31 protein-coding genes are annotated in these 25,414 nt (G+C 69.7%); 1 reads left to right on the forward strand and 30 read right to left on the reverse strand.

Going from position 1 to position 25,414, the window contains the following annotated elements; genetic code table 11:
* Positions 1–55: 55 nt before the first annotated feature.
* Positions 56–460, forward strand: a complete 405-nt coding sequence (locus ACZ52R_RS23400) for a hypothetical protein (protein ID WP_465664162.1) — start codon at positions 56–58, stop codon at positions 458–460.
* 58 nt (positions 461–518) lie between these two features.
* Here ACZ52R_RS23400 and ACZ52R_RS23405 read toward each other — a convergent pair whose 3' ends face one another.
* The 30 genes from ACZ52R_RS23405 to ACZ52R_RS23550 form a co-directional block, all read right to left on the reverse strand.
* The gene (locus ACZ52R_RS23405; protein ID WP_465754030.1) at positions 519–4,394 is read right to left on the reverse strand and encodes a hypothetical protein; all 3,876 of its coding nucleotides are present in this window, start codon (positions 4,392–4,394) and stop codon (positions 519–521) included.
* Positions 4,395–4,397: 3 nt separating this feature from the next.
* Entirely contained in the window at positions 4,398–4,697 is a 300-nt protein-coding gene (locus tag ACZ52R_RS23410; RefSeq protein WP_465754031.1) for a hypothetical protein, read from the reverse strand.
* Positions 4,698–4,714: 17 nt separating this feature from the next.
* Complete coding sequence (locus ACZ52R_RS23415; protein ID WP_465754032.1) at positions 4,715–5,104, reverse strand: hypothetical protein; 390 nt, start codon at positions 5,102–5,104, stop codon at positions 4,715–4,717.
* Between the two features lie 38 nt (positions 5,105–5,142).
* The gene (locus tag ACZ52R_RS23420) at positions 5,143–5,742 is read right to left on the reverse strand and encodes a hypothetical protein (RefSeq protein WP_465664158.1); all 600 of its coding nucleotides are present in this window, start codon (positions 5,740–5,742) and stop codon (positions 5,143–5,145) included.
* 83 nt (positions 5,743–5,825) lie between these two features.
* Positions 5,826–6,194 (reverse strand): hypothetical protein, encoded by a 369-nt coding sequence (locus ACZ52R_RS23425; protein ID WP_360251427.1) that lies wholly within the window; start codon positions 6,192–6,194, stop codon positions 5,826–5,828.
* On the reverse strand, positions 6,194–6,358 hold the full coding sequence (locus ACZ52R_RS23430; RefSeq protein ID WP_465664157.1) for a hypothetical protein: 165 nt from the start codon (positions 6,356–6,358) through the stop codon (positions 6,194–6,196). The genes ACZ52R_RS23425 and ACZ52R_RS23430 overlap by 1 nt, the downstream gene beginning before the upstream one ends.
* Positions 6,359–6,369: 11 nt before the next feature.
* Positions 6,370–6,867, reverse strand: coding sequence for a hypothetical protein (locus tag ACZ52R_RS23435; RefSeq protein ID WP_465664156.1), 498 nt, complete (start codon positions 6,865–6,867; stop codon positions 6,370–6,372).
* Positions 6,868–6,881: 14 nt separating this feature from the next.
* Positions 6,882–7,259, reverse strand: coding sequence for a hypothetical protein (locus tag ACZ52R_RS23440; RefSeq protein ID WP_465664155.1), 378 nt, complete (start codon positions 7,257–7,259; stop codon positions 6,882–6,884).
* 10 nt (positions 7,260–7,269) lie between these two features.
* Positions 7,270–7,590: a hypothetical protein gene (locus ACZ52R_RS23445; protein ID WP_465664154.1), complete on the reverse strand. Its 321-nt coding sequence runs from the start codon at positions 7,588–7,590 to the stop codon at positions 7,270–7,272.
* An 86-nt stretch (positions 7,591–7,676) separates the two neighbouring features.
* Positions 7,677–8,606: a hypothetical protein gene (locus tag ACZ52R_RS23450; RefSeq protein ID WP_465754033.1), complete on the reverse strand. Its 930-nt coding sequence runs from the start codon at positions 8,604–8,606 to the stop codon at positions 7,677–7,679.
* Positions 8,607–8,664: 58 nt separating this feature from the next.
* Entirely contained in the window at positions 8,665–9,027 is a 363-nt protein-coding gene (locus ACZ52R_RS23455) for a hypothetical protein (RefSeq protein ID WP_465754034.1), read from the reverse strand.
* A gap of 41 nt (positions 9,028–9,068) precedes the next feature.
* Entirely contained in the window at positions 9,069–9,482 is a 414-nt protein-coding gene (locus ACZ52R_RS23460) for a hypothetical protein (protein ID WP_465754035.1), read from the reverse strand.
* 178 nt (positions 9,483–9,660) lie between these two features.
* Entirely contained in the window at positions 9,661–11,157 is a 1,497-nt protein-coding gene (locus ACZ52R_RS23465; RefSeq protein ID WP_465754036.1) for a hypothetical protein, read from the reverse strand.
* A gap of 81 nt (positions 11,158–11,238) precedes the next feature.
* Positions 11,239–12,849, reverse strand: a complete 1,611-nt coding sequence (locus tag ACZ52R_RS23470) for a hypothetical protein (RefSeq protein ID WP_465754037.1) — start codon at positions 12,847–12,849, stop codon at positions 11,239–11,241.
* Positions 12,849–13,226 (reverse strand): XkdF-like putative serine protease domain-containing protein, encoded by a 378-nt coding sequence (locus ACZ52R_RS23475; RefSeq protein WP_465664148.1) that lies wholly within the window; start codon positions 13,224–13,226, stop codon positions 12,849–12,851. Before ACZ52R_RS23475 ends, ACZ52R_RS23470 begins: the two co-directional genes overlap by 1 nt.
* Positions 13,227–13,235: 9 nt before the next feature.
* On the reverse strand, positions 13,236–13,727 hold the full coding sequence (locus ACZ52R_RS23480; RefSeq protein WP_465664147.1) for a phage minor head protein: 492 nt from the start codon (positions 13,725–13,727) through the stop codon (positions 13,236–13,238).
* 224 nt (positions 13,728–13,951) lie between these two features.
* Complete coding sequence (locus ACZ52R_RS23485; protein ID WP_465754038.1) at positions 13,952–16,294, reverse strand: phage portal protein; 2,343 nt, start codon at positions 16,292–16,294, stop codon at positions 13,952–13,954.
* A 13-nt stretch (positions 16,295–16,307) separates the two neighbouring features.
* Positions 16,308–17,903, reverse strand: a complete 1,596-nt coding sequence (locus tag ACZ52R_RS23490) for a hypothetical protein (protein WP_465754039.1) — start codon at positions 17,901–17,903, stop codon at positions 16,308–16,310.
* A gap of 18 nt (positions 17,904–17,921) precedes the next feature.
* Positions 17,922–18,518 carry a hypothetical protein gene (locus ACZ52R_RS23495; protein ID WP_465754040.1) on the reverse strand — a complete coding sequence of 199 codons (597 nt, stop codon included), beginning with the start codon at positions 18,516–18,518 and terminating at the stop codon, positions 17,922–17,924.
* A gap of 14 nt (positions 18,519–18,532) precedes the next feature.
* Positions 18,533–18,844, reverse strand: a complete 312-nt coding sequence (locus ACZ52R_RS23500; RefSeq protein WP_465754041.1) for a hypothetical protein — start codon at positions 18,842–18,844, stop codon at positions 18,533–18,535.
* Positions 18,845–18,849: 5 nt separating this feature from the next.
* The gene (locus ACZ52R_RS23505; protein ID WP_465754042.1) at positions 18,850–20,115 is read right to left on the reverse strand and encodes a DNA methyltransferase; all 1,266 of its coding nucleotides are present in this window, start codon (positions 20,113–20,115) and stop codon (positions 18,850–18,852) included.
* Between the two features lie 2 nt (positions 20,116–20,117).
* Positions 20,118–20,420, reverse strand: a complete 303-nt coding sequence (locus ACZ52R_RS23510) for a hypothetical protein (protein ID WP_465754043.1) — start codon at positions 20,418–20,420, stop codon at positions 20,118–20,120.
* Between the two features lie 21 nt (positions 20,421–20,441).
* Entirely contained in the window at positions 20,442–21,281 is an 840-nt protein-coding gene (locus ACZ52R_RS23515) for an SGNH/GDSL hydrolase family protein (RefSeq protein ID WP_465754044.1), read from the reverse strand.
* Between the two features lie 41 nt (positions 21,282–21,322).
* Complete coding sequence (locus ACZ52R_RS23520) at positions 21,323–21,535, reverse strand: hypothetical protein (protein ID WP_360251480.1); 213 nt, start codon at positions 21,533–21,535, stop codon at positions 21,323–21,325.
* A complete protein-coding gene (locus tag ACZ52R_RS23525; protein WP_465754045.1) occupies positions 21,532–21,696 on the reverse strand; it encodes a hypothetical protein in 165 nt (54 codons plus the stop codon). Before ACZ52R_RS23525 ends, ACZ52R_RS23520 begins: the two co-directional genes overlap by 4 nt.
* Positions 21,697–21,863: 167 nt before the next feature.
* Positions 21,864–22,079 (reverse strand): helix-turn-helix domain-containing protein, encoded by a 216-nt coding sequence (locus tag ACZ52R_RS23530; RefSeq protein ID WP_465664140.1) that lies wholly within the window; start codon positions 22,077–22,079, stop codon positions 21,864–21,866.
* Positions 22,080–22,175: 96 nt separating this feature from the next.
* Positions 22,176–22,859, reverse strand: a complete 684-nt coding sequence (locus tag ACZ52R_RS23535; RefSeq protein ID WP_465754046.1) for a hypothetical protein — start codon at positions 22,857–22,859, stop codon at positions 22,176–22,178.
* A 74-nt stretch (positions 22,860–22,933) separates the two neighbouring features.
* Positions 22,934–23,059 carry a hypothetical protein gene (locus tag ACZ52R_RS23540; RefSeq protein WP_465754047.1) on the reverse strand — a complete coding sequence of 42 codons (126 nt, stop codon included), beginning with the start codon at positions 23,057–23,059 and terminating at the stop codon, positions 22,934–22,936.
* A 48-nt stretch (positions 23,060–23,107) separates the two neighbouring features.
* The gene (locus ACZ52R_RS23545) at positions 23,108–23,332 is read right to left on the reverse strand and encodes a hypothetical protein (protein ID WP_465754048.1); all 225 of its coding nucleotides are present in this window, start codon (positions 23,330–23,332) and stop codon (positions 23,108–23,110) included.
* A gap of 66 nt (positions 23,333–23,398) precedes the next feature.
* Positions 23,399–25,312 (reverse strand): FtsK/SpoIIIE domain-containing protein, encoded by a 1,914-nt coding sequence (locus ACZ52R_RS23550; RefSeq protein WP_465754049.1) that lies wholly within the window; start codon positions 25,310–25,312, stop codon positions 23,399–23,401.
* Positions 25,313–25,414: the final 102 nt, after the last annotated feature.

Below are 25,414 nucleotides of genomic sequence, written 5' to 3' on the forward strand. Positions count from 1 at the left end.
CTCCGGCCCGGACCCGGCGCCAGGCACTGCATCGCAGACGCCGGGGCGCCTGGAGGTGGCCATCCCGGCCGCACGCCTCCCGTACAAGCCGGCGCAGGGCGCGCCCGACCTCGACGACGTCAAGGTCGTGAAGAGCGCCGCCGACCCGTGCGCGATCCCGGCCGACGACTCTGGAAACGAGGCCCAGCTCCTCGACGCCCAGGCCGATGTGGGCGTGGCGATCGTGACCTTCGAGTTCACGAACCCCTGCTCTGCGCCGGTTCGGTACGCCTTCCACGTCGCCCAGGCCATCGGCAGCGCGACCGGACGGTCTGGCGGCCTTGGAGTCGACGCGACAACGGCACCCATCGGGCCGGGCAAGTCGATTTCGCTGAAGGTCAATCTCAACCCCGACCCGTCACTGACTCCCTCCCAGCTCAAGCAGTTGTGGGTGGGCGTCACCCGGATCAGCAAGGCGTAGGCGGCCCGCCCCGGAAGGAGAACACCGCGGTGGCTCTGCGGTGTTCTCCTGCGGGCGGTCAGGCGCCACTGAGCGTGAGCGCCAGGCGCCGCTGCATGTCGGCCTGCTGCTCGATCGTCGGCAGCTGAGTGCCGTGGTAGTGCTGCTCCACGGTGACCTGTCGGCCGACCGATGCGCCCCCGACGCCCTGTGCGGCGAGATGCCTCGCGAGGGCGATGAACGCCTCCGACTGCTCCGGCGTCAGCACCGCCTCGGGCCGGCCGAGCCCGTTCACTGGCATCGTGCCCGGCATCAGCCACCCGCCTTGGTCGTAGCCCTTCGGCGGCAGGTTCGGGTTGGCCTGCTGTACCCGGCTGATGTTCCCGTAGCGGCCCACGATGTAGTGGATCGCCGCGGCAACGTTGGCTACGGGATCGTAGATGTCGGTGCTGGTCCCCGCTACGTGGTTCGACAGGAACGTCGACATGATCGTCTGTGCGAGGCCGCGTGACGGGTCGCCAGCGGCAGCGTTGGAATCGGTGTTGTTGATGGCCCGCGGGTTCCAGCCGGACTCGCGCGTGATCAACGTGTTCAGCCCGGCCCGCCACTCGTCCTGCGTGCCCGGCGGGGGCACGCCGGCGGCCTGGAGTGCCTGGTCGATGATGCTGAGGTGGTCGCCGGATGGGATCACCCCGCCGCCCCCGCCAGAGGGGGCGGCAGGGTGCGATCCGAGGATCGCCTGCACCATGCTCTTGATCAGCGACGTGGGAATGCCGAGCATCAACTTGGTGAAGTTCCCGACGTCGCCCTGAGTTCCGACCAGCTTGTTCAGCGCATTGGACAAGGCCTCACCGTTGCCTGTGGCGAGAGCGGCGGTGATCTTCCCGATGTCGACAGCCTTGTCGATCAGATCGCCGACGAATTTTCCGATGCCGCCGATGATGCCGCCGCCGGAGAAGTGGTTGCCGACAGACTGCCGGCCGCCGCCGTAGGCCGCGTTCAGGCTGTGCACCACGTCGGGGCCGATGGCCTGCACCGCCTCCGGCACCAGCACACCCTCGCCAGGCGAGAGCATCGCCGGCACGGTGTCCTGTCCGGGGGCATAACCGGGGATGACGCCGCCAGTGGCGAAACCGGTGATGATCGGCAGGTCCAGGCTGTGCATGCCGATCGCGCCGGTGACCGAGTTCCAGAGTTTCGCGATGCCGTTGTCGTAGACCGTGTTGATCAGGAAGTTCACCGGCGTTTTGAAAATTTCCTTCAGGGAATCCCACCCTGTCTTGAAAATTCCGATGAACGCGAGGGAGCCGTCCGAAATTCCCTTCCATAGCGGCTCGAACACCCCGTGCCACAGCCACGAGGCCTTGGCTTCGACCCAGTCGACTGCTTCGCGCCAGTTCGAAACGAAGTTGCCGACCGCTGCGACCACGGCAACGATCCCGCTGATCACCGGGCCGATCAGCTTGGCGGCGAAGTCGATGAAGATGCCACCGAGCTTGAGAATCAGGCTGACGAGCGGCAGAAGCGACTCGATCAGCCTGACACCGACCGGCACCAGCGGCAGCATCGCCTGCAGCGACTGGAGTAGGCCGACCTGCAGGTCCTTCGTCAGCATCTGGGCGAGCTGGAGCACGATCGGCACGAGCGCCTGCAGGAGCGGCGCCAGGCTGAGGCCGATCTGCCCGATGATCTCCCCGATGACCGGCAGCAGCGGCGCGAACGCCTGGACGACGCCAGTGATCGCCTGGGCCACGGGCAGCAACAGCACGCCCAGGGCTTGGAAGATCGGGCTCAGCCCCTGCCCGAGCGCGCCGGCCAGCGTGGTTACGGCGGGCAGCAGAGCCGCAAGCGCAGGGGCGAGCGCCTGGGACGTTTGCCCGACGACCGTAGCCAGCAGCGAGCCGATCGGCGCCAGCGCCTGGCCGAGAGTGCCGAGAACCGACGACAGCGACCCCACGAACGGCGACAAGCCTTTTGCCACGGCGGTCAAGGCGTTGGCTATTCCGACAACCGCGCCTGCGAGACCGTCCGCTGCGCCCTTCTGCGCTCCAAGCTTCGCCAGCGCGCTGACGAAGCCGCCGATCGCGGGGACGACCGTCTTAACGAGTTGCAGGCCGTTGTCGATCAGCCCCTGCAGGACTTCCTTGCCCTGTGTCGACTGCAGCGCCTTGCCGATCGAGCCGAATGCCTGCCCGATGACCTGCCCCATGCCCGTCACACCGGCAGTCAGCGCCGGCATCGACTCAGACAGGCCGGTGATGAACTGCGACAAACCCGGGGCAACCGCGTTCTGAGCGGCATCCCTCATCTCCCGGAAAGCGCCGCTCATCCCGAAGATCTGCTCCATCACGGAGCGCATCGCAGGCGTCATGCGCGCCAGGTCCTTCGCGAGAGCGTTCGCCGCCTCGTTCTCCGTGGACTTCATCGACGCCCACTGGAGCTCCTGCTCCTTGACCGTGTTGGCGACGTTCCGCTCGGCCAGTTCGACGCTGCGAGCGTCCATCTGCCGCCGGTAGGCAGCATCCTGCTCCGCTGCTGCCAGTTGGATCTGCGCTTCTTTGAGCTGCGTCGCGTTATTGAGCTGCGTGTTCGTCAGGTCCTGTTGCGCGATCGAGTACTGGGCCTGGGCGTCGGTCTGCCCGTACTGCGCCGCGATGACGGCCTGCTTCGCCTTGATGATCTCCTGCGAACCGTCGATCCCCTCCTGATTCGCCCGGTTCGCGTTGTACTGGGAAGCGGCCAACTGGTCCTGCGCGTCAACGAGCCGCTGCTGAGCCTGCGCGACAGCCAGAGCGGCCTGCTGCCGGTCCAGGGCGGTCGAGTAGGCGTTCTCGTTCGTCAACTTCTGCTGGTAGACGGCCTGCTGGATGCCGAGCTGCGCCTGCTCGACGTTCAACTGGCTGTCCGCGAGCTGGTCATTCAGCTCCCGCAGGTTCTCCCGCGCCCGCTCCCACGCCTGGTTCAGGTTGTACTGCGCCTCGGACAGCGCGTAGTCGGCCTGCTGGACGCCCTGCTCGGCCTGCACCACCGACTGCAGGGCCTGCACCTGCTGCGCCGCGGTGCTGCGCTCGACCGACGCCAGGTTCATCTGCGCGGTCTCGATCGTGCGGGCCGCGGTGATCGCGTCCTGAGCCTGCTGCATGCGAGCTGTGGTGACCTGCTCCTGCGCGCCCTGCTTCTGCACAGAGTTGGAGAACTGGATCGCCGCAGTTTGCTGCGGGGTCATGCCGATGTTCAGGGAGGCCTGGTGGGCGTCGCTGAGCGCCTTGGCAACCGGCCCAAGAGCCAGGGCGCCCGCGCCTGCGAGGAGGCCGCCACCCATCGCGGCCCCGCCGACGCTCGGCAGCAGGGAGGTGATGCCAGCAGTGACGCCAGCCAGCATCGGGTGCTCGCCCAGGCCCCCGAGCAGACTGCCGCCCTCGCTACCACCACCCCCGCTACCGCCTCCGGAGCGGCTCGCGGACGCGTTCAGGCGGGCAGACGCCTCCCTGGTCCCGAAAGCGTGCAGGCGGGCCTCGGCCCTGTCCAGCCGGGCATCGAACGCGGCCGTGTCCAGCGTGATGTCAGGACGGGCACGGTCGTGACTCAGGCGGTCGATCCGCGCCCTGGCGTCGTCGACCCTGGCCTCGAACTCTGCGTCCTCCAGGTGCAGCTCAGGACCCGCCCGCCGCCCGCCCAGCTCCTCCAACTGGGCGCGCGCGTCCTCGGCCTTGGCCTCAAACCCTGCAACCTCCAGGTGCACCGACGGCTCGGCCCGTTCGCCACCGAGCTCATCGAGTTTGGCCTTGACCTCGCCCGACTGCGCGTCGAACTCCGCCGAGTCCAGGACGACCCGCACCCGGCCCACGACACCGGTGGTTGCCTCGTCAAGCTTGGCCTGGAGCTCCTCCCGGAAGCCCTCCAAGTCCGGTGAGACCCGCACCCACGCGCTCGCAATACGAAAGCCCTCGGGCACAGCTCACCCCCGAGACGATCCGTAACTGAACAGGCCGGCGAATGCCGGGTCGGCCATCAGAGCCGTGCGGGTCCCGGGGTTGATCTCCTCGTGGCGGCCGGGCGCCATCCGAGGCGTAGGCCCGGCGCCGGTGTCCTCCTCCTGGGAGGCGGCAGCCCTGGCCCGCATCACGCCCTCGTAGGCGGGCATCCGCCACGCCAGCCGCAGAAACGTCGGCCCGTCCAGGACCGTGACGTCGGGAATCCGGTGAAAGACAGAGAAGTCGCTGGCCAGATCGTCGAGATGGTCCAGCACCCAGCCCACCTGGACCACCCGGTCGACTACGCTTTTGGGAGCTCCAGAGCGCCCATGGTCTGCCGGGTAGCGATGGCGGTGATGTGCTGGAACTGCTCCGGGGTGAGCTGGTCGAATTCGCGCAGAGCCCGGTAGCCTTCCTCGCCCAGGAGACTGCCGAGGAGGTAGTCCGTCGCGACTGCGTCGCCCTGGTCCTTGGCGAGGTGCATGTACTGCAGGGCGATGTTCATCCGCGGCCGTTTCGGGATGCAGTACTCGACGTCGTCGATGTAGAACAGCGGCACCCGCTCCTCATCCACCTGCGGACTTGTTGTGAGGCGTAGCACCCCGAAGTCAGACTCGGCCGGGCTTGCCGCGGGCGCGGGAGTGGGGCGGCGGGCGGCGGCTTTCTTACTGGCGGTGACCTTCGCGGCCATGGTCCCCCTTCAGGGCGGCAGGAACGGATCGGTTCAGCTCACGCCGTCTGGTCGACGATGTGGACCGGAGGGATGCTGCTGCTGACGTAGTACGCCGAGAAAGTGCAGTCGTAGGCCTGCTGGGTCTTCTTGTCGTACGACAGCTGCGCCTTGACCTGGCTGAGGACCTTGCGGACGATGACGCGGCGCAGTGCCGGCTGGCCGCTGGACAGCATCGGCGCCCAGCCGTCGATGATCAGGGCCGCGTAGCTGGGCTGCGTCGAGGCCGAGGTCACCGGGATGTCGAGCGTTGAGTAGCCGCTGTTGGTGGCCAGGGTGCCGATGTTGTTGAGCGCCGTCTGCAGGTTGCCGAGCGTCATCTCTGCGAGCTTGGCGGTCACCGTCATCTTCATGGCGGTCAGGCGGGCGCCGACCTCCATCGTGATCTGGTCGACCTGAAGTCCGGTGTACGTGTTGTCGACCTCCCACGTGACGCCGCCGTCGGTCCCGCCGACATCGGTCCACGGGGAGGACGGCGGGGTCGTGGGGCCGTTCGGAGTGACGGTGGAGTCGGCGGGCTCGGTCGAGCCGAATGGGGCGACGTAGAGTCGCGCCGGGCCGAGTACGAGATTTGCAGCGTTGACGGCGATGGGACTCATCCCCTTGGGTCAGGCGCCACTGCCGGGCGCGGGCATGAAAAAAGCCCGCACAGCGGGCCGGGGGGCGGTACTGCGGGACCGGGCTAGAAGACGCCGGCGTTCTGAAGCAGGGCGACACCGTTGACGCTCGCCGGGGTACCGAAGTCCACGTAGATCTGCCCGTTGGGCTGGTTCTCGTCCGACGGGAACGGCCCGACGATGTTGGTCGCGCTTGAGGTCAGCGACGCCGTGATGGCAGTGACGGACTGCCCCTCGATGGTCGTCCCGATGTTGACGATCACCGTGCTGGCGCCCGCGCCCATGGAGATGTGCAGGACCTCGCGTCCGGTGTTGACGAAGCTCACGCCGGTGTTGGCGCCGAGGGTGCCGGCGGTGAGGAGGGCAGTGAGGTTGAGGGGGGATGCCGCGCCGGTCTTCGGCTGGCTGGTCGCGGTCAGGGCGAGGCGGGCCATTAGGCGTCCTTCGTCTTGGAGGCGGTCGGCTTGACGGGAACAGGGTCGGCGGCGGGCTGCGGCGCGGACTCCCCGACCAGCAGGCCCTGAGCCCGGAGCACCGGGATCTCGTCGTCGGGGACCTCGACCAGGTCGTCGAAGAAGGTGGTGCGGACCAGAGGCATGGATTCCTCGCTCAGTAGAGGCGGTCGTTGACGGTCACCCACGACAGCGACAGATCGGCCTGGTAGTGGGCGTAGTCGCCTTGGTCGTCGTACAGGCGGCGGGGCGCGGTCGTCAGGTAGGCGGAGCGCACCGCCGCAGCCGGGTAGGCGACCCCGTTCGCGGTGATCTGCAAGGGCCGGGAGACGGCCCGCCGGTCCCAGGTGGCTCGGCGGATGGCGCCGGCCAGGGCTGCGGCCTGGTGCCACGGCGGTTTGTTGCTGCCCGGCACGGTGGCCCAGCAGTCGACCTGCAGCACAGGCCAGTTGACTGGCAGAAGCGGGTCAGGGTTGCCGCCAACCACCGCGACGGTGACGAACCCGGTGGCGACCCACGGGGCGAGGGAGCCGTCGGCGTTGACGTCCGGAGGCAGAGTCGTTCCGACCATGGCCGGGGTGAACCCTGGGATGGTGGCGATCCACTGCGCGCAGACGAGTTCGTCGGTGGCCTCCAGCGGAAGGGGAGTGGTCACCTCGCCTCCCTCGGTCAGTCGCCGCGCTGCTGGTACAGCGCGGGCCGCAGGAAAGGTCGCGGCCGGGTGCCCGGGTGGTGCACCTCTCGGACCGGGTGCGCGGCGCCTTCCCAGTACAGGGCCTGCTTGCCGTTGGGGCGGATGATGTGCGGGCCGGTGCCGAGCTCGACGTAGGCGGCGTAGGTGCGGCCCTCAGCTCCGCCAGTCGCGGACACGATGAGATCCTGGCCTTCCATGTGGTGCTCGATGCTGGCGGCGAGCGCCCCGGTGTGCTGGGGGCAGTAGCGGGCGGCGTCGGCTGCGATGGCCGGGCCGAGCCGCTCGACGAACAGCCGGCCCAGGGCGCTCGTCACTTCGTGTTCCCAGGCTCCGTCGATCTCAGCGTGCGCCATGGCAGCCTCCTCAGTCCGATGCGGCGGTGACGCCCGACCTCAGGCGCAGCGTCAGTGTCTTCGGCGGCGGGTAGTAGCCGATGCCGGGCTGCTCCTGAATGTTCTCGATCATGAAGTAGCGGCCGGTCGTCTCGTCCCGGATGGTGTCCGTGGTCCGTACATCGGCCCAGTTCGGCACGTTGCATGTGATCGAGCGGATGATCTGTTGCCGCTGGCTCGCCGAGTCGAAGGCCACCTGCTCGGTCTCCGCCAGCGCCGCCGGAACCCCCGTGTAGAGGGGAACCCCGACGTCCGTCGCGTCGCCGTACGCGTTGACGGCCGTGCCGCGCATGATCGTGATCGTGCGGTTCCAGAACCGAAGGACCCCGGCGGTTCCGGAAGCACCCCCGCTGCCGAGGTTCGGCCGGCGGCGGGCCATCAGCCGACCCGCCGGTAGTCGTCGAGCAGCATCTCGACCTCGGTCGCCAGAGCCCCTGTTCCGCCTGCCAACTGCCCTGACAGAGACTGAGCCGCAATGGCGTCGATTCCCTCCAGGGCCTCCACTGCGGCGGCGAGAACCGCGGCGTGAATCACGTTCGGCGGGAGTGCCGACACGACAGCCCCAGTCGCGTGGTTCTGGGTCAGGGGCTGGGCGAGCTGAACGGTGCCCGGCCCGGTCTGCACCGCAGTTGCCGTGTTCGGCAGCACCACCGGAACAGTGGCGGTGGCCCCGCTCACGGCAATCGTCTCCGTGGACGCCCCGTCGTAGCAAAACCCGGCCGTGCCATGCGCACCGCCCCAGCCCGTCACGTCGTCCACACTGATCGACATGGCGCCCGCGGCAGCAGGCGCGGTAAGGCCTGCGTGCGGCCAACCCGACGTATAGGACGTCTGCACCTGCCAGCCGCCCCGCCCCTGCCGCCAGTCGATCCAGCCCGGAGCCACGTCGATGGCACTGCCACCCGACGGGCCCGTCGCCGGAACCGGCCCGGCGAAGGCCGCTGAACTGCGGAGCCGGAACTGGCCGGCAGGCACCGGTGACCACACCGAAGGAAAGGTGCGCGCCGGTGACAAGAGCACCGCCCACACGTCCGACAGATGCCGATGCCGCGCGACGACCGCGCCCATCCGGGTGTGCCGGTCCACCGAGACCCGCGACCCGCCCGGACCGGCCTGCGTCTCCGTCACCACCGTCGCCCGCAGCGGCTGCCGACAGTAGGTGTCCACGACGGCCGTCGCACTCCAGCACACCTGCTGAAGCTGAGCGAACTGCGACGAGGCATCAGCGGTCAAGGTCGGCATCACCTTCCAGCTGATCCCCGCCGGCTGCGCCAGCAGCATCCCCGGCGTGATGTACGGCGTCGCCACAGCCACTCACCCCCTGCTCGGATCGGTGCGCGACTGCGCGCTCGGCCTGATGAGGCGGCTACTCGGAGGACGGGTCCGGACGGCTCGCGGCGGCCTTCCGCCCGCGGGCGGCCTTCGCGGGAGCAGACTCCTCGGCCTGCCCGGCAGCGCCGGACTCCTGCCGCGCCGCGCCCACGGCCTGAGCCGCCTGCACCAGCTGCTGTACCGCGTCGAGGAGCGTCGCCGGGTCCTTGCGCCGCTCCATCTCCTCCGCGATCAGACGGTGCTGCCGAGCCACGTCCGTCTCCCAGGTCGGAAACGACTGCAGCTCCTCGGCGAGTTCCTCCGGCAGGTCGAACCCGCCGTGAACCGGGTCGGCCTCGATACGGCCATGGACGGGGTGTTCGAGCGCGGTCGCGCCCGTACGCGAGTAGAGGCGCATGCCTGCTCTCCTCGAAGGGGGAAGGAACTGATGAGGGCGGGTCAGCGGCCGAAAAGGCTGAAGCTGACCCCAGTGAAAGTCGGGCTGCCAGTCCCGGTGACCGTCCAGCGGATCCGGCCGTTGTAGGTGAGGCCGTAGCCGGTCGAGATGTTGCCCGCGACGGTGCCCGCGAAGCCGAGGGCGGCGCCGGAGATCGCCGTCGGGTTCGAGGTAAGAATCCAGTTTCCGAAGGCGTCGCGGACGTCGAAGAAGACCGCCAGGCTCGGGCTGGTGCCGGTCGGGGCGTTCGCCACGTTGACGACCAGCAGGCCGTTCGACACCGACGAGACATCAATCAGGCCGCCGGTTGCACCGTTGACCTGGTTGGTGATGTTGGCCGTCACGCTGTCCGAGTTGCTGTTCAGCGTCAGCCCGTCAGCGCGAAACAGCTCCTGTGTGGCAGTGAAGTTCGGCATAGGTACACCCGCACGGGCCGGCGGCATCTGGGCCTCCTTCTGTTTGTCGACGGTTGCAGAGTGGCCGGGAGTGCTTAGTTCCCGGCCACTACGAACCGCCCTCCTGTCATCAGTTCGGCAGGAAGGCCGTTGTCGGCTCTGCAACTGGCGTGGACGGACTGCAGGTCATCGCCGGGTGTCAGGCGACATTCTGCAAAGACGCCATCGCCACGGGCGCGCGGTTCAGGAAGGCTCCGACACTGCGGATTTCGTACTCGCGCCTCGGGCCCCCGCCTGCGGTGTTGGCGATGCGGGAGACGCCGTAGTCAAACTGGGCGGTGTCGCGCAGGGCGCGGTACTCCAGGACGCTCTGGATGTTGGCCTGCGGGAACGGCACGCGGTCGGTGCGGGCGATGATCGTGCCCGGCGGGAGGGAGGTGTGGACCTCGATCGGGACCGTGACACCGCCCGCGGGGGCGTTGACGATCTCGCCGACGCGGCCGCCGGCGGTGACGGAGACGCGGCCGGCAGAGTCGGTGTTGAGGTAGGTGGTCGCCGAGGACGAGCCGAGGATGAGGTTGGCGATTGACTGGGCCTGGACGGCGTTGACCATGATGGCGGTGGGCGAGCACTTGACCTGCTGCCAGAGCGGGAGGAAGAGCAGGTTCTCGATCTCGGTGATGCTGCCGCCGGTGAGTGTGAGGGCGGCGCCGTTGAGCGAGTTGTTGATGGAGGGGTTGGCGGTTCCGGTGCCGGGCTGTCCCCACTGGCCGGCGCCGTTGTAGTCGCCGGCGAGGCTGGCGAGGAAGCCGTCGTATTCGGCGGGGGCGGCGGAGCCGTTGTCGGCGGCGGCGTTGTAGGTGGGGGAGGCGTTGGCGGTGCCCTGCCAGGAGGTGGACAGGTCAGGGGCGGCGTTGAGGGTGGGGAGCGCCTGGTTCGCGTTGATGATCTTGGTCATGGTGACCGCGTTCACCGTGGTGGTCGTGTAGTAGTACCAGGTCGTCCCGTTGGCGGACTGGAACCAGTCGTAGCAGACCGCGCCGCGCACCGAACCGACCGTCGCCGAGACGGAGTTGGTGGAACCGGCACCGGTCGCGATGCTGGCGCTATTGCCCTGGCTGTTGCCGTTGCCATAGTAGTAGCCGGTGCCGGTGCGGGCCGCGACGCCGACGTACACGGTGGTGGTCGCGGCCATGGTGCCGCCCGTGGTCGAGGTGGCCAGCGTGGGTGCCGCGGGCCGGGCAAGCGGGAAGGACTGGCCGCCCATGAGCTGCCGGTCGTCGCCGATGAGGACCTGGTTGAGGACCTGGAAGGTGCTGATGGCGAACGGGTCGCCGTAGCCCTGGGCCAGGTCGTAGGCGTCCTGCGTGACCAGGCCCGCGAAGCCGGTCGGCTTGTACCTCGCCTGGAAGTCCTGCTCCTGGAACTGCACTTCGTTGGCGGCGTAGTCGAAGCCCATCGCGGGGCTCGGCTGGCTGTTGGTGAGGTTCATGATGGCGCGCCATACGGCGTAGGGGTTGCCGTTGGGGCTCTTGACGCGGGCGACGATGTCGCGGAACGGGGTGACGACCGGGATGAGGGAGACGAGCTCGCTCAGGTCGTACGAGTAGATGCCGGTGTTGTTGAGGATTCCGCTGGTCTGCGCCTTGCTGATGGCGGCCAGCGTGTCCTCGGTCATGCTGCCGAGCGGTGTCAAGGGGTGCCTCCTGGGCATGCGAAAGCCCCCGGGGCGCTGGGCGCTCGTCCGGAGGCTTGGGGGGTGTCTGGGTGCGGGTGGTTACCGCGGCTGGTGGATCGCCTGGAGCGCGGCGATGGCGGCGGCCTGCATGTCGTTGGCGGCGCGGTTCTGCTCGGCGGCGGTGCCCCGGTAGAGCACGCCCTTGAGTTCGCGGGCCTTGGCGACGTCGACGGCCGGGGGTGCGCCGTGGTCCTGGCCGCGCATGTGCTCGCGCGGCGGGGTCGCTCCGTTGGTGAAGATCTTCGGCTGGGCGGGCTGTTCCTCCAGCACCCCGATGCGGCCCTTGAGTGTCTCGACGAGTTCCGCCAGTTCCAGGACGGCATCGCCGGTCTTGGCGATCTTTTCGGCCTGGTCGGCGCTGTTCTTCGTCAGGACGTCTTCGACCGCAGCCAGGAGGCTGCTCTTGAACATGTCGGAGATGGTGTCGGTGTCGGTGGTCTTGGTGACGGTCTCGTCGTCGTCCGGCGGCGCGTCGGCGGGGGTGCCGGCGTCGGCTGCGGGCTGCGGTTCGAGGTCGGGGGTGTCGTCGTCGGCGGAGTCGTCCTCGGCGTCCGCGGTGTCGCCGGTGCTGGTGGCGTCGGGCTCGGCTTCGGAGTTGGCGACAGGGGTGACGTCGGCGGGGTCGACGATGCCGATGAGCCGCCCGGCCTGGTCGTAGACGACGACCACGGGCGGCTTCTCGCCGTCGGCCTTGGCCACCGGCTCGCCGGCGTGGGGCTCGGTGGTCTTCTCGACCTCGGCGGTGCCCATCGCGGGCTCCTCGCCGGCCGCTGCGGTGCGGTCCTCGGACGGGGTGGGCGTGGGCATGTCGGGCTCCTCGTGGGCGGTCTTGACGACCGGGGCTTCGGGCAGCGACGCCAGCACCTTCTGCAGGTGCTCGGTCGCGGTGCGGATCGCGGCCTCGTTCGCCGCGGAGAGGACGCGGCCGGCCTTGGCCACCTGGCCGAGGGCCTCGACGGTGTCGAGCGCGGCGGGTTCCAGCCCGGCGAGGGCTTTGCCGACGGTGGCCATGGCCTCGCCGGCCAGGTCGGCTGCGGCCTGCTCGCCGACGGCGAACGACGCGAGGGTGTCGATCACGTAGTCCAGGGCGCACTGCGCGTCCTGCAGATCCCACGCGTCGTAGGCGTCGTCGGGGTCGGCACCGGCGGCTTCAAGCATCTCGCGTTCGGCGAGGACGCCGAGGGCGTTCTTGAGGCGGACCGCGATGCTCGTCCACTTCTGGGCAGTGGCCGCGTCGATCGCCTCCCAAGCGGGGGAGCCGGGGTCGTTGGGGTCGCCGGGCGCGTCGTCGTCGGGGGCCGCAAGGACCATCGTGGGGTCGAGGCCGTCCTCGGAGTCGTCGAGGTCGGCGCCGATGCCGGCGTCCTTGGCAACGTCGTCGCGGCGGCGTGCGCGCTGCGCGGCCTCGTGCATGAGCTTGGCGATGGCCCCGGGGCTGCCGGTCATCGTCACGGTCTCCTCCTGGGGCGTGGGCTCGGCGGTCTTGCCGATCAGGTCTCGCACGAAGCCGGGCGCCATGAGGCCCCGGCTGTCGGCGGCGTTCTTGGCGATGAGGAACCGCGTGCCGTTGGCGGCCTTGTCGACCAGGTCCACGCGGGGGATGGTCGCGTCACGCAGCTCGGTGAACTCGTCGTCAGCGGGTGTGGTCATCAGCTGCTCCTGTTGGGGATGCGCCGCGCCGTTCCCTGCGGCGAGAAACCGGTGATCCGGCCGGACTTGTAGAGGTGCCAGGCGGCTTCGTCGAGGACGGCGCCGACGAGCCAGTCACCGGCCTTCACCACGACGCCGTCGCCGAGGTCCCAGTCGGGGCCGCGCCACACGTACGACTCGACGACGGTGGCCGCGCCGGTCGTGCCGTCGATGTGGTTGAGGCCGACCTGGGAGCCGCCGTCCCGGAGGAAGCTCCACGCGGCTTTCTCCAGCTCCTCCGGGGTGAAGAAATCACGGCCGCCGTCGGCGCCCTTCTGAATCCGCGGGTCGGGTCCCGCCTGGTAGGCGATGCCGAGGACGTAGCGCTGCTCGGGCACGGGGACCTCCTAGGCGGGAAGGACGGCGCATCGGCACCGGGGGTGGGCCGGCGGGTAGGCGTCGCCGCTGGGATAGGTGCTGCCAAGCGGAAGCGTCCCGGCGGCGGCATTGGCTTCGCAGACCGGGCAGACACGGCCGTCTGGCTCGGTCTGCCAGCGGCCGTGCGCGACGCCGCTGCGCCGGTAGCCGTCGGCTGCTCCTGCCGCGATGGCCCGGGTCGTTTCGGTGACGGCTGCCGCGTAGGCGCGGTCGGGGTCGGCCAGGGCGGCGTGCATGGCGGCGCCAATGCTGTGCGGTGTGTCGCCGGCTGCGGTGCCGTCTGCGAGGGCCTTGGCCGCGTTATTGATGCGTGATGCGGTCAGGGCTGCGGCGGTGGCGCCGGCCCCGAGCGTGAGCATGGTGAGGGCCGGGCCGGTGCCGTGGTCCTCGATGCCGGCCTGTGCTGCGGGGGCGCCGCCGGGCTGCCAGCTGTTCAGGTTGCTGGTGGTGCCGGTGGTCACGGTCGCGGCGGATACCGCGCCGACGAGATAGGCGTCGGCGTAGAGGCCGGCGAGCGCGTCGGTGAGCGCGGGCCCGGGAGTGATGTCCTGGCTCGTGAGGTAGGTGGCGGCGGCCGCGGTCAGCGTCTGCCGGTCCGTGCGATTGCCGCCGTTGTTGGAGGCGAAGGCCTGGGCCAGTCGGGTTGCGGCCGTGACGGTGAGTGCGGTGCCGAGCGCGGCGGCGATCAGCGGCGCCCAGTAGCGGGCGGTGCGCTCATCGTGGTCCCAGCCGGGCCAGGCGTCGGGGCTTTTGGGTCCGCGTCACCGCCGTCGTCGGCCTTTTCTACGTCTGCGGGGCTGTCGAGGCCGAGTGCGGCGAGGACGCCGGGCAGGCCGTCCAGGAGCTCCGCCCGTACGGCTGGGTTCCCGGCGAGGAGGCAGGGGTCCCACCACGCGATGGCTTCGACCTGGTCGCCGTCGGGGTCGTCCGGGTTGGTGACCTGGCCGCGGCCTGTGCTGACCGGGACGGCGGTCTCGGAGTCGACGGTCCACACGGTGCCTTGGTAGATCCCGTCGCCGCTGGTCCACGTGCCGGTGAGTGTGCCCGGCGGGGGGATGTAGCCCGTTTCCTCGGCCCATTCGCGCCAGGCGCCCTGGAGGGGCGTCTCGTTGCCTTCCAGGTGGCCACCGGGCATCTCCCACATGCCAGCCGCGGGGTCGTCGGGGTCGAGTGCCCGCTGCAGCATGAGGACGCGACCGGTGTCGGCCGCCCGAACGGCGAGTCCGGCGACGGCGACCTCCCCCGTGGCCTTGCGGACGGCAAGGCGGCCTGCCTGGTTGAGGCGCCGGGCCTGTCGGGTGGTGACGTGCTGGAAGGTGAAGTCCCTCCAGCGGCCGTCGCGTCGGCGCGCCCGAGAGAAACGGTGGAAAGAGCCGAGCTCCCGCTTGACCAGCTGGTCCCGGTCCTCGTCCTCGTCGTCCGTGGTGCGGACGAGGTCGTAGCCGGTGATGCCGGTCGCCGAGGTGATGCCCGTGGTGGGCCCGGTCTGGGCGCCGCCGTCCTTGGCGACCTCGGTGTTGTGGACCATCGCGTTGTACCGGGTCTGGTACGCGTCCTCGGCGGCGGCCGCGGCCGCCTGGTCGGTGGTGCCCGCGGCCGGCACGGCGCCGGGCGGGGGTACGTACGGCTGGTCGAGGACCGGCTGGTCCTTGGCGGGGCCGAACGTCTCCGGGTCGACCCGCCCTGCGACCCCGTCGATGGCGAGCAGGGGGATCGGCCCGACGCGCGGGGTGGAGTAGAAACGCGGGGTGGGCCGGGTGGGGTCGCCGGGTAGGCCAAGGAGGGCCTCGCGGCCTTCGTCGACAGAGGCCATACCGGTCTCGATGTAGACCTGCCAGGCCTGCGCGAGCTGCAGCCTGTCTTCCTTTTCCTGGCCGGTGTCGAACGTGAAGCAGACCGGCAGGCCGAGGTCGTTCTGGAGGAAGTCGGTCAGTACGGAGGTGATGTGGGCGATCAGCGGCAGGTCGCCGACGCGGTGCTGCACGTCACCCTGCGACTCGGACGAGGACAGGTTGGCGGTTTCGGTGAACCCAAGGTCGGTGGGGACGACGTGGTACGCCGCGCAGGTCTTGCGCATCAAGAACAGCGAGAACGTGTCGGAGAAATCCTTCTCGTTGCTCCAAGTGATGCCGCTGCCGCCGGGCATCCATCGAATCTGATGTTTGGCGGCCTGGTCACCGAGCATCATGGCGTCCCAGACGGTCTGCCATTCTTCGATCTGGTCGGGGCTCCAGGTCTCCGGTGCGGACGCGAACGCTTCCGGCACGTTGCCTTCGGTGAACCGTCCCAGAAAGTGGGCCTGGAACCGCAGGTCGGTGTTGGCGTTGAGCAACACGGTCTCCAGCGGAGCGGTGCCGTACGGGCTGTTGGCGCGCGGCCGGAACGGCTCGTAGATGAGGTCGTCCCGGGTGAGCCAGTTCCAGGGGAGGCCCTGCACGTACTGGACGTATCCCTCGGCGGGCGGCTCGGGGATGTTGCCCCAGTAGTCGAGCAGCGGGGCGATGGTGGTGCCGTCGACGACCCGCAGGCCGATCGCGTCGCCGCGCCGGTTCCGAAGCCGGTACAGGGTGCCCGCGTCGTACGCCAAAACGTCGTACAACCACTTGGCGAGCCAGTTCGCGAACGGCGTCTGCCGGTCCGGCTTGGCGAGGACGGCCATGCCCTGCGCGATGGCCGCGGCGGCGTCGCCATGGAATCCGGGCGCCGGGGTCAGCGACCAGTCGAGGGCACGGATGGAATCGATGCGGTGCCAGATGCAGGCCTGGGCGACGTCGTACGCCTCGATCAGGCCGCGCAGGGTGTGGAAGGCGACGCGCTCGTTGATGCGGGGCCGGGCGGCGATGTTGACGCCAGCCGGGAAGTCCCTGGAACGGGGCTGCCGCGAGTAGCCGTCGAACGGCATCTGGGGGGTGCCCGGCGCGAACGGCGTCTGCATGGTCATCTGGGCGGCCTGTTCGGCGGCGACGATCTCCGCAGGCACGCGGGTGCCGGGGCCGAAGACCTTGGCGATGCGGTCCCGGATGCCCACGCTGCCTCCCATCTCAGGGTTGGCGTTGTCTGCGGATGGCGGCGTCGCGGGCCTGCTTGCGGGCGACGGCCGGGTCGTCGGACACAGCGGTGGGCGCGGACTCGTCCGGCACGTCCGCCGGGGCAGCTTCGGCCGCCTTACGGCGGCCGTAGGAGAGCCAGGCGTGCGCGTCGAGGCCGCTGCCGCTGTAGAACGCCAGGAGCAGGGCGTCCGCGTTGTCGGGTGAGCGGCCTATCCTCTTCTTCGTCTCGGCTTTCGGCTCCACCACGATCCGGCCGGCCGCATCAGTGGAGTACTTGGGTGCGGTCAACTGGGAGACGAGCCGCTCCCTGTCGTCCGGGTCAAGCTCGGACAGGTCCCAGCCGCGGTCCTCGGACAGCTGCCGGCCGACCTGCCACCAGATCTGGGACCGCAGCCGGGCGAACTTCGCGGGCTCGCTGCTGGCTTCGGACACGTTGACGCCGATGATCTCCGCGTCGTGTTCGCCCTGGGCGCGGCGCTCCCTGAGGGTTCCGACGATGCCCCAGCCGATGCCGATGCTGTCGACCTTGACCCTGGTGGCCTTCGACTCGCGGATCGCCGCGACGATCAGGTGCACGACCTTGGTGGGGTCTTTCTCGCGGCTGCGCCACTCGCGTCCGACACGGGTGCCGCGGCGCTCGCGAATGACGGTCTCGTCGCCGCCCGCGCCGAGGTCGACGCCAAGTTCGACGGGGGCGAGATCGGTGTATCTGAGCGGCTGTTCTGGCGGAAGGCCGCAGGCGCGGATCGCGGAGAGCCGCACAACGCCGTCCTCGGCGTCCGACGGGAACTCGCCGAGGACCTTGGAGATGTAGGTCGGGGACTGGGCGCCGAACTCGGCCCGCATGTCGGCTTCGTAGGCGTGCGAGACGAGCATCGGCTGCAGCTCGGCCGGCACTGTCTCGCCGGTGAAGTTCGGGGTGTCGAACGCCGAGATGCGGATGACGTTCCAACGGCCGGTGTTGGCGCAGACCCGGGCGAACTGGGAACCCGGGTCGTCGGGGTTGCCGATCGCGAGGATGCGGCAGTGCTCGCCTGTGGCGATGGCGTTCGCGGCGGTCCAGAACTGCTTGTTGATGCCGCAGGCCTCGTCGAGGATGACGAGGACGTACTTGGCGTGGATGCCTTGGAAAGCGTGCGGATTGTAGTCGCTCGGCTTACGGCCGAACGCAATGAGCCGCTTCCCGAGCTTCCAGTCGGTCTCGTTGATCCGGCCGGGCAGTGGGGTGCCGCGGGCGGCGGCGGTGGAGAACGCCGCATTGATCTCGGACCACAGGATGGCCTTGACCTGGTCGCCGGTTGGGGCGGTAGTGACAACGCGGGCTTCACCGGCGGGGTGGGTGTCGAGCCACCAGGCGGTGAGCCGGGAGGCAACGAACGACTTGCCGACGCCGTGACACGACTGGACGGCGGTCATGCGGTGGTCCCGGACCGAGCCCGCAATCTCCACCTGCTTCGACCACAGGTGCTCGCCGAGCTTCTCCCGCGCCCACAGTGCCGGGTCCGCGGCGTACTCGTCGACCCGCGCACGGGCTGCGCCGTCTTCTTCGAGTCGCCGGGCGGCGAGAGCGAGAGGGTCGGCCCGCACCTGCCACCCCCTCGCGGCCTACACGGAGCGCAGGTGGCGGGCCGCGACGGTCTTGGCCTCCGCAGCCTGAACGCCGCTGACGCCGAGGTGTGCGAGGACCGCGTCGATTGCGCTGAGGACCCGGTCGGCTTGCGCCTCGGAGATCGCGGCGAGGCGCGCTTCAATGTCGAGACGGGCAATGGAGGACAGGACGGTGTTCGCCCGGTCCATGGCCCGCTCGTACAGCTGCACTTCCGCGCGGAGCTGTTCGGCGCCGGCGTGTCCTTCGTAGCGGATCTCGTCGCCGATGCGGTTGACGAGGACGGCGGTGGCTTTTTGCCACGAGACGACTTGGCCGGCGAGCTGCATCAGGGCGGTGAGGGGGTCGTCGACGGGCTGGACGTCGAGTTCGGCGAGCACGGCCCGAACCTCCCGCTCGGCGATGTCGTGGGCGGCTTTCAGCTTCTGCCCGGGGGTCTTGCCGCCATGCAGCTTGCACCGCCCGGTCCCGGCGTGGTCAGTACCCCATCCGGCCGGAAGCCCGCAGAGCTCCGCCGAATCCTCCTGCCGGGTGCGGGCGCCACACCGCGCCCGTTTACGGCCGGCGCCCGTTTCGTTGCGGTTGCTGTCGGGCACCGACAACCTCCGATTCAGCGTTCAGACCGAAGGTTCAGGCGCAACATGCGGGCCCGACGGTCTGCGATGGACAGCGCCATGTTGACAGAGGCGAGATCGCCCTTCATAGCCGAGCTCCACACCGCGGCCTGGAGCCGGTCGAGTCGGAGAACCTCCAGGACCCGTAGGGGATCCAGTGGGATGCCGTCGTACTGTTCCTCGGCGGCGTCGGTTGCGTCCTCGATCGCGGCCACAACAGTGGGGTAGTCGAGGCGTTCGGCGATTGTGTTCCAGTCGACGCCAGCGAGACGCAGCGCGAGTGCTTGCGCGGCTCGGCCGGCCGTCACGTCAGCTAACCCGGGGAATTGAAGTCGACGCGTTCACCCGTGCTCTGCAGAGTGGGGCAGTCGCCGGTGAGCTTCTGGTAGCGGCGACAGATCACGTCCGCGTAACGCGGGTCGAGTTCGACGATTCGGGCGATGCGGCCTTCGGTGTGTGCGGCAACCAGGGTGGTGCCCGACCCGCCGAAAGGCTCGTAGACGACGCCTTCGGGTGGGCAGGAGTTCCGGAGTGCCGCGGCGGCGAGCGATACGGGCTTCATGGTTGGGTGGTCCTCGCTGCGGGCGGGCTTCGGGAACTCGAACACGCTGGTCTGGGCGTTGTCGCCGAACCACCGGTCACCGCCTCGGCCGAGCCGGCCGGATCCCGCAGGCGCGTCGGTGAAGCCGTAGAGAATGGGTTCGTGCCGGTAGTGGTAGTCGCTTCTGCCGAGGACCAGGGTTCCCTTGTCCCAGATGAGGTTTTGGCGGAGTAGCCAGCCTGCCTGGAGGAACGCGTGGGCGAAGTCGAGTGACAGCGGGCCTGGCAGGTGCGCGATGTAGACCGGTGCACCTGGCTTGAGGGCGGCGGTTGCGACGGCGAATGCCCCCGCGAGGAGTTCGGGAAGGTCTGCAGCGCCGTCGTTCTGAATGGTCAGGGCGTTCTTGGTCTTGCCGACGTAGTCCACGCCGTACGGGGGGTCGGTCCACATGCAGTCCGCTCGTTCGCCGGCGAGCATGGCCTCCACGGCCGCTATGTCGGTGGAGTCGCCACATAGGAGGCGGTGCTGGCCGAGGATCCAGACGTCTCCTGGGTTGGTGATGGGGGCGGCTGGCGGGGCCGGCACTTCGTCCGGGTCGCCGAGGACGGTGGGAAGCTCTTCGACGCTTCCGAGGATCGCGTCGATGTCCGCCGTGGTGTAGCCGGAGCCGTCGAGGTCGTTTTCGACTGCTGTGAGGAGTTCGGCGAGGGCTTCGGCGTCGAACGTTCCGAGCTCGGCGATGCGGTTGTCGGCGAGGTTGATGCGGCGGGCGGTGGCGTCATCGCAGGTGATGACTTCGCAGCGGGCGGTTGTGTGGCCTTCGGCGGCAAGTGCTTGCAGGGTGTGGTTCCCGGCAAGGACCGTGGTGGGGCCGTGTTCAATGAGGCGCACTACGAGGGAGCGGTACTGGCCGTTGCGGCGCAGGGATGCGCGGATGGCGTCGACGTCGCCGCGTTTGGCGTTGCCAGGAAACGGGGTCAGTTCGTCGAGGGGAAGGTGACGGGTGTCGATGTAGGCGGCACCGTGTGTGTCGGTCACGGTCATTCCTGGGGGCTGGGCTTCTCGGGCTGCCCCGCGCCGTTGCCGTCGGCGGCAGCCTCGGCCGCGAGCGCCTCGGCGTCCTGGACGGCCTCGCTGCCGAGAGCCTGGACGTCGGCCTTGATCTCGGCGACGACCGGGGCGGCGTCGGCGGCGACCTGGCGTGCGTCGGCGGCGACTTCGCCGGCCAGGGCGGTCTCGTCGTCGTGCAGGTGGGCCCAGAGCTTGTGCGCGTCGTCGGCGAGGTGGTGGCCTTCGGCCTGGAGTCGGGCGGCGATGGCGCGGGCGGCGTCGGCGATGGACACGGGCTACTCCTTGAGGGCGGGTCAGAGCGGGGCGAGGCCAGGCACGAGCGGCTGGATGGTGGTGAACCAGGCGCGAGCCATCTGGAGATAGCCAGCATCGGTCGGGTGGACGCCGTCAATCGTCCAGCGGCCGGGCGGCGGCGCGCTGCCGGGCTGGGTGGCGTCGACTTCCCAGCGGGCCGTGGTGGTGTGCGTGTGGTCGGACAGGACGACCCGGCCGGTCGAGATGCGGGCGTTCACGGCCTGCGTGATGACGGCGTTGGCGTGCTGCTCACTGGCGAGGATGCCGGTGTTCTGCTGGCTGAGGGCGACGAGGGCGCAGGCGACCTTGACGGTGGGGCTGGACGCGAGGATCTGGTCGATCAGCGCGCCGTAGGTGGTGGCGGTGAACGCGCCCGTGAAGTCGCTGTCGTTCGTGCCGATGTTGATCAGCACCAGGTCGGGGCTGTTCGCGGCCAGGGCGGCGCCGATGTTGGCTTTGAGGTCGGCGAGGTACCAGCCGCCGTGTGCGCAGAGCGACATGACCGGGGCGACGCGCTGCCGGGCGATGAGGTCGGAGAGCCAGCCGCGCCAGCCGAGGCCGTCGGTCGAGCCGAAGCCAACGGTGATGGAGTCGCCGCACGCCATGACCTTGACCTGAGTGGCGGGGGCCGGCAGGAGCTGGTTGCGGAGCAGGTTCAGGTTGTCGCGCGTGTCGATGGCGAGCCTGGCGTCCTGCTGCATGACCTCCAGGAGGTTGAACCGGGACGCGGAGACGTCCCAGCCGCCAACCTGGCTGCTGTTCTCAACGAACCCGGTGTCGGTGGCGCCGAACGCGCCGCTGGTGGCTGTGGCGGCGCTGTAGCCGATGGGGGCGGTCACCGTGGCGCTCCTTCGGGTGAGGGCGGGTGCGTGGGCGGGCGTCAGCGCGGCCGCTTGTCCGGGATGAACTCGGCGGTGACGGGAGCAGTGACGCGGTTGGTGGGCCGGGCTCGACAGGTGGGGCCTTGGTGCCACCACCGTTGTTCGCCGAGCCAGGCGCGGGCGCCGCAGCGTGAGCAGGTGCCGGGGATCGGTGTCCAGGCGGCGGGGAGGGTGAAGGGGGCGTCGAGGGCGCGCTGCGGGCTGGCCGTCACGAATTGACCTCTGTGGGGGTGCGGGCGATCGCGATCCAGGAGTCCGCGAGGCGTTCGAGGCGCTCCATCAGCGGCAGGTTCGTTTCGAGCTCGGCGTGGAGGAGCAGTCTTGCGGCGTGGCCGAGGGCTGACTCGAAGGTGACGGGGTCCGCGGCTGGCATGGGCGTGTGGGTGTCTTCCGTGGCGATGTGCACCTCCCGGGGTTGGGTGCTCGCGGCCTGGCGGGAAGCGGTGGTGCCAGGCCGCGAGCTGGGGCCCGCCGCCCTCAGGGCGGGCCGTCCCCACCGGCCAGCTCGCGCGGGCGGCACGCAGCGGGGAGCTTTGGGGTTCAGGCCGCTCGGCGGCCTTCGGGGAGGGTGGGAACGGCCCCGGGGCCGTCTTCGGTGGCAGGCGACAGCTCGCGAAGGTCGTAGCGAGTGCCTCGCGGCGTCTCGTGCCGGCTGATCCGGCCCTCACTGGCCCAGCGCCAGATCGTGCCGACGGGCCGGCCGGTCCACAGGCTGGCTTCCTTGGCGGTGACGAGTATGGGGTCCACCTGCTGCACCGCCCCGCTGGAACGCGAAAAGGACCGCCCGGTGTAGGGCGGCCCTTTCGACAGATGTTCTAGTTGATCAGATAGTCGCTTCGGTCCGACGGGTTGTCAAGCCGCGACAGGCATGTCGATGCCGCGGATTGTCGCGCCGAGCTTCAGCCACTCGGCTCGGCCCCACCTCGCGCCGCAGCCTCGGCACTTGATCTCCATGGCCCACGGGGACACCTTCAGCCGTTCGCCGCACGCCGGCCCGCCGTCCTCCGGCTGGGCCGGGCAGCAGCCGACCGGCACCCGCACCTCCCACTGGCCGGTGACCGTCGAATCGGCCTGCGCGTGGAGACTGGAGATCAGCCGCAGGTCCGCGCCGACGTCCGCGTATTGCTCACAGGCCCACGGCAGGTTGTTGACCAGCATGGTGACGCAGCCGGAGAGGCTGCTCTCGTAGTCGCCGCGGAACGGCAGCGGCTCCCAGTCGAGTTGGATGCGCCAGCGCTGCTCGATGCCGAGGACCGAGGAAACGATTCCTCCGGGTCCCCGAAGGTCGAGCGGGGTGAGGGCGGCGGGGAGCGGCGCTGCGCCGGAACTCCCGCTGACCCGACCGGTGTTGCTGGCTTGGGTTGTGGGGGTGAGCTTGTCGCCGAGGTTCCGGTAGAGGCTGGGCATTGCGCGGAGTTGGGTGGTGGCGCGGTCTTCGCAGGCGTAGCAGGCGAGCCGGTGGAGTTCGTTGCTGCGGAGGAGGCGCGGGCAGTGCGCGCACCGGGTGTCGACTTCGGGTTCTTCGGGCGCGGGCATGCTGGTCCTCCCGGGCGGCGGGGTGATCAGACCAGTGTGGCACCGATCCGGAATCTGTCACCCCGGCGCAGTTCTTAGCTCTCTGGGGCCCACTCGGGCCGGTAGTTGGAGTGATCGCGGTGCGGCAGCGCGATCGTGCGCATGAACTCGTCGACGGCCCACTGCGCGGTGCGCATCGCCATGTGGTTCTTCGCGCTCACGGGGGTGGCGGACGCCCCGGGCGGTTAGGAAGGCCACCAGGTCGGCGGTCACGGGGCCGCCTCGTAATCGCCGAGCCGGACCCGTACCAGTAGCCCTTCGCGGCAGAGGTCCTGGAGGTCGCCCCGGACGAACTTGGCGGTGGGCCTGGGCTGGTAGAGCTGCCAGGCGCGCTGCCGGTTCCAGGTTCCTCCGGCACGGCGGATGGCGTCGAGGAGTTGCCGGCGCCGATCTGTGGCTGGGGCGTCGGGATTGATGGTGGTGGTGTCGCTCATGGGCTCATCCTCTCGCGCGAGAAGGCCCGCCCCGGATAGCACCGGGGCGGGCCTGCGGGCCAGAGGTCAGGAGGTTGGCAGCGAGTACTGCTTGACCGCGCCGACCTTCTCCACCTGGACGCCGTGCTGCACCCACACCTCCAGGGCGCGCCGGACGGTGTCCAGGCTGGCGAACGGGCCACGCTCGCCGAGGTCGCCCTTGGTGGCGTAGCCCTGCTCCTCGCAGACCTCTACGAGCACCTTGTACAGGCCCGGCCATTCGTCGGCGCCGACGCGCGTCCCGTCCGGGTAGAGCAGTTGTGGCTTGGCGGGCGGCTCCGGCTTCGTCAGGTTCGCTCGCGGCTCGCCCTGTGGCGCGAACCGGCCGACAGCCTGCCGCGGCCCCATCGCGGCGTACAGGTGCGCCACGTCGTCGGCGATGTCCTGGTCCGACACGTACTCGACGCGAATCCGCGGCGGGTTGCCGTCCTCGGGCTGTTCCGGGCAGGCCAGGAAGATCTCCCCCGGGCGCTTCAGCTTCGCCGGGTCGAGGCCGAGCTGCTTGTAGCGCTTGCCGAAGACGAACTGGGCGTGATCCTGTTCCGCGACACGGGTGGAGAGCCGGTTCACGTAGTTTCCACGTGCGTCGGTGTCCCCTCCGAAGATCTTGCTGGACGGCTGCTGTGTGGCCGACACGAAGTGCATGCCGACGAAGCGGAGGAGCGCGAGACCGGATTCGAAGAGCTCCGTGATGGGTGTCTCCGCAGGGGTTCCGTCTGGGTCGATCTTGCGAGCCTCGGCCTCTTCACTGCGAAGCCTCTTCTCTGCTCGGATGAGCTCGCCGAGTTCGTCCGTGATCAGGTACTTCACCGTGCCATGCGTGTCTGGGTCCCACTTCCGCTGCATCGAGACGTTGGAGCTGCCCCGCCTGAGGGAGTCGATACGAAGGCCTTCCAGGGCAACTCCCCGGCGATGGCCTTCCGCGATGAACTCCTTAAGGAGGTCGCGGGCTTCTTCTGGGGTGCGGGCCAGCTTCTGAAGAAGCGGCTCCCACGGGCCGAGCTCGGGGGCGCCGGGCTTGAGGTCGATTCCGTAGAGCTCGACGCCCTTCTTCTTGAGGAGCTTTTTGATGATCAGGTTGATGATCCCGGACTTGCCCCAGTCGCTGGCGCCGGCAACGAGCGTGTGCCGGTACATCATCGTCAGGTAGACAGGTCGGCCGTACTCGTCCCAGCCGATGCGGATCGGGTCGTTGATGTCGTCGGAGTCCTCGTCGGCGTAGGGGATCACGCTGTCGTAGAACGGTCCGCCCGGGACACGCGGCGCGGGCTGACGCTCCTCCTCGACGGCCGTGTCGGTGTCGGTGCCGGTGCTGGACGCGGCGGCCTTGAGAGCGGCCTGGCCCTTGTCCATCTGGACCTGCACGTCGACGCTGGCGTTCGCGTGCGCCGTGGCGGCCGGCTTCGCGGGCAGCTTCTTGCGACCCTTACGGTGATCGATCAGCCACGGCACCCACACCGCGTACGCGGCACCGGTGGTGACCGCGGCAGCGGTGAGGGAGATCCCGCCGGGGCCGGCGCCGACCGCAGTGGCGACGTCGGCAAATGTCATGGTGAGGCCGGCGCCAGCCTGTACGAGCTTGTCGTTCTTCTCTTTCACCCCGCAGGCGGTGATCCCCGCCCCGGCGAGGGCGAGGCCCGCGTAGGCGGCGGTCCCCCAGCCTCCGACGCCGGCGAGGTTCTGCCACCAGCCGAGGCCGGTGACCGTGCCGACGACCGCGGTGGGGACGAGCTCGACTCGGTAGCGGACGACCAGAGCGCCGACCCGGTTGGCGACGGTGATGCAGCCCTCGAAGAAGCGGCGGGAGAGGGATGGCTTGGCGTGGACGGGCAGGTAGACGGAGTCCTGGGCCTGGGCGGGGGCCGGCGACGACGATGCCGGGAGGCCCGCTTCCGGCGGCGTTTCCGCAGGTCGCGGCTCCAAATCGGTCGTCGTCGGCATCGTCGTCACTGTCGTCGCGGGCCGGGAGCGCTGGGGGCGGGGGATGAACGGGAGGACGTTGTCGGCCCCGGCGGGCGTGAGTTGCTGGGCCACGGGGGCCTC

The sequence above is a fragment of the Kitasatospora sp. NPDC034023 genome, assembly GCF_055575795.1.

Excerpts from the sequence above, each read along its gene's own strand:
- ACZ52R_RS23445 (WP_465664154.1), bottom strand. The coding sequence starts at position 7,590 with ATGCGCGGCACGGCCGTCAACGCGTACGGCGACGCGACGGACGTCGGG.
- ACZ52R_RS23440 (WP_465664155.1), bottom strand. The coding sequence starts at position 7,259 with ATGGCGCACGCTGAGATCGACGGAGCCTGGGAACACGAAGTGACGAGC.
- ACZ52R_RS23420 (WP_465664158.1), bottom strand. The coding sequence starts at position 5,742 with ATGAGTCCCATCGCCGTCAACGCTGCAAATCTCGTACTCGGCCCGGCG.
- ACZ52R_RS23535 (WP_465754046.1), bottom strand. The coding sequence starts at position 22,859 with ATGCCCGCGCCCGAAGAACCCGAAGTCGACACCCGGTGCGCGCACTGC.
- ACZ52R_RS23525 (WP_465754045.1), bottom strand. The coding sequence starts at position 21,696 with ATGCCAGCCGCGGACCCCGTCACCTTCGAGTCAGCCCTCGGCCACGCC.
- ACZ52R_RS23545 (WP_465754048.1), bottom strand. The coding sequence starts at position 23,332 with ATGAGCGACACCACCACCATCAATCCCGACGCCCCAGCCACAGATCGG.
- ACZ52R_RS23425 (WP_360251427.1), bottom strand. The coding sequence starts at position 6,194 with ATGGCCCGCCTCGCCCTGACCGCGACCAGCCAGCCGAAGACCGGCGCG.
- ACZ52R_RS23455 (WP_465754034.1), bottom strand. The coding sequence starts at position 9,027 with ATGCGCCTCTACTCGCGTACGGGCGCGACCGCGCTCGAACACCCCGTC.
- ACZ52R_RS23460 (WP_465754035.1), bottom strand. The coding sequence starts at position 9,482 with ATGCCGAACTTCACTGCCACACAGGAGCTGTTTCGCGCTGACGGGCTG.
- ACZ52R_RS23430 (WP_465664157.1), bottom strand. The coding sequence starts at position 6,358 with ATGCCTCTGGTCCGCACCACCTTCTTCGACGACCTGGTCGAGGTCCCC.
- ACZ52R_RS23550 (WP_465754049.1), bottom strand. The coding sequence starts at position 25,312 with ATGCCGACGACGACCGATTTGGAGCCGCGACCTGCGGAAACGCCGCCG.
- ACZ52R_RS23470 (WP_465754037.1), bottom strand. The coding sequence starts at position 12,849 with ATGACCACACCCGCTGACGACGAGTTCACCGAGCTGCGTGACGCGACC.
- ACZ52R_RS23415 (WP_465754032.1), bottom strand. The coding sequence starts at position 5,104 with ATGGCCGCGAAGGTCACCGCCAGTAAGAAAGCCGCCGCCCGCCGCCCC.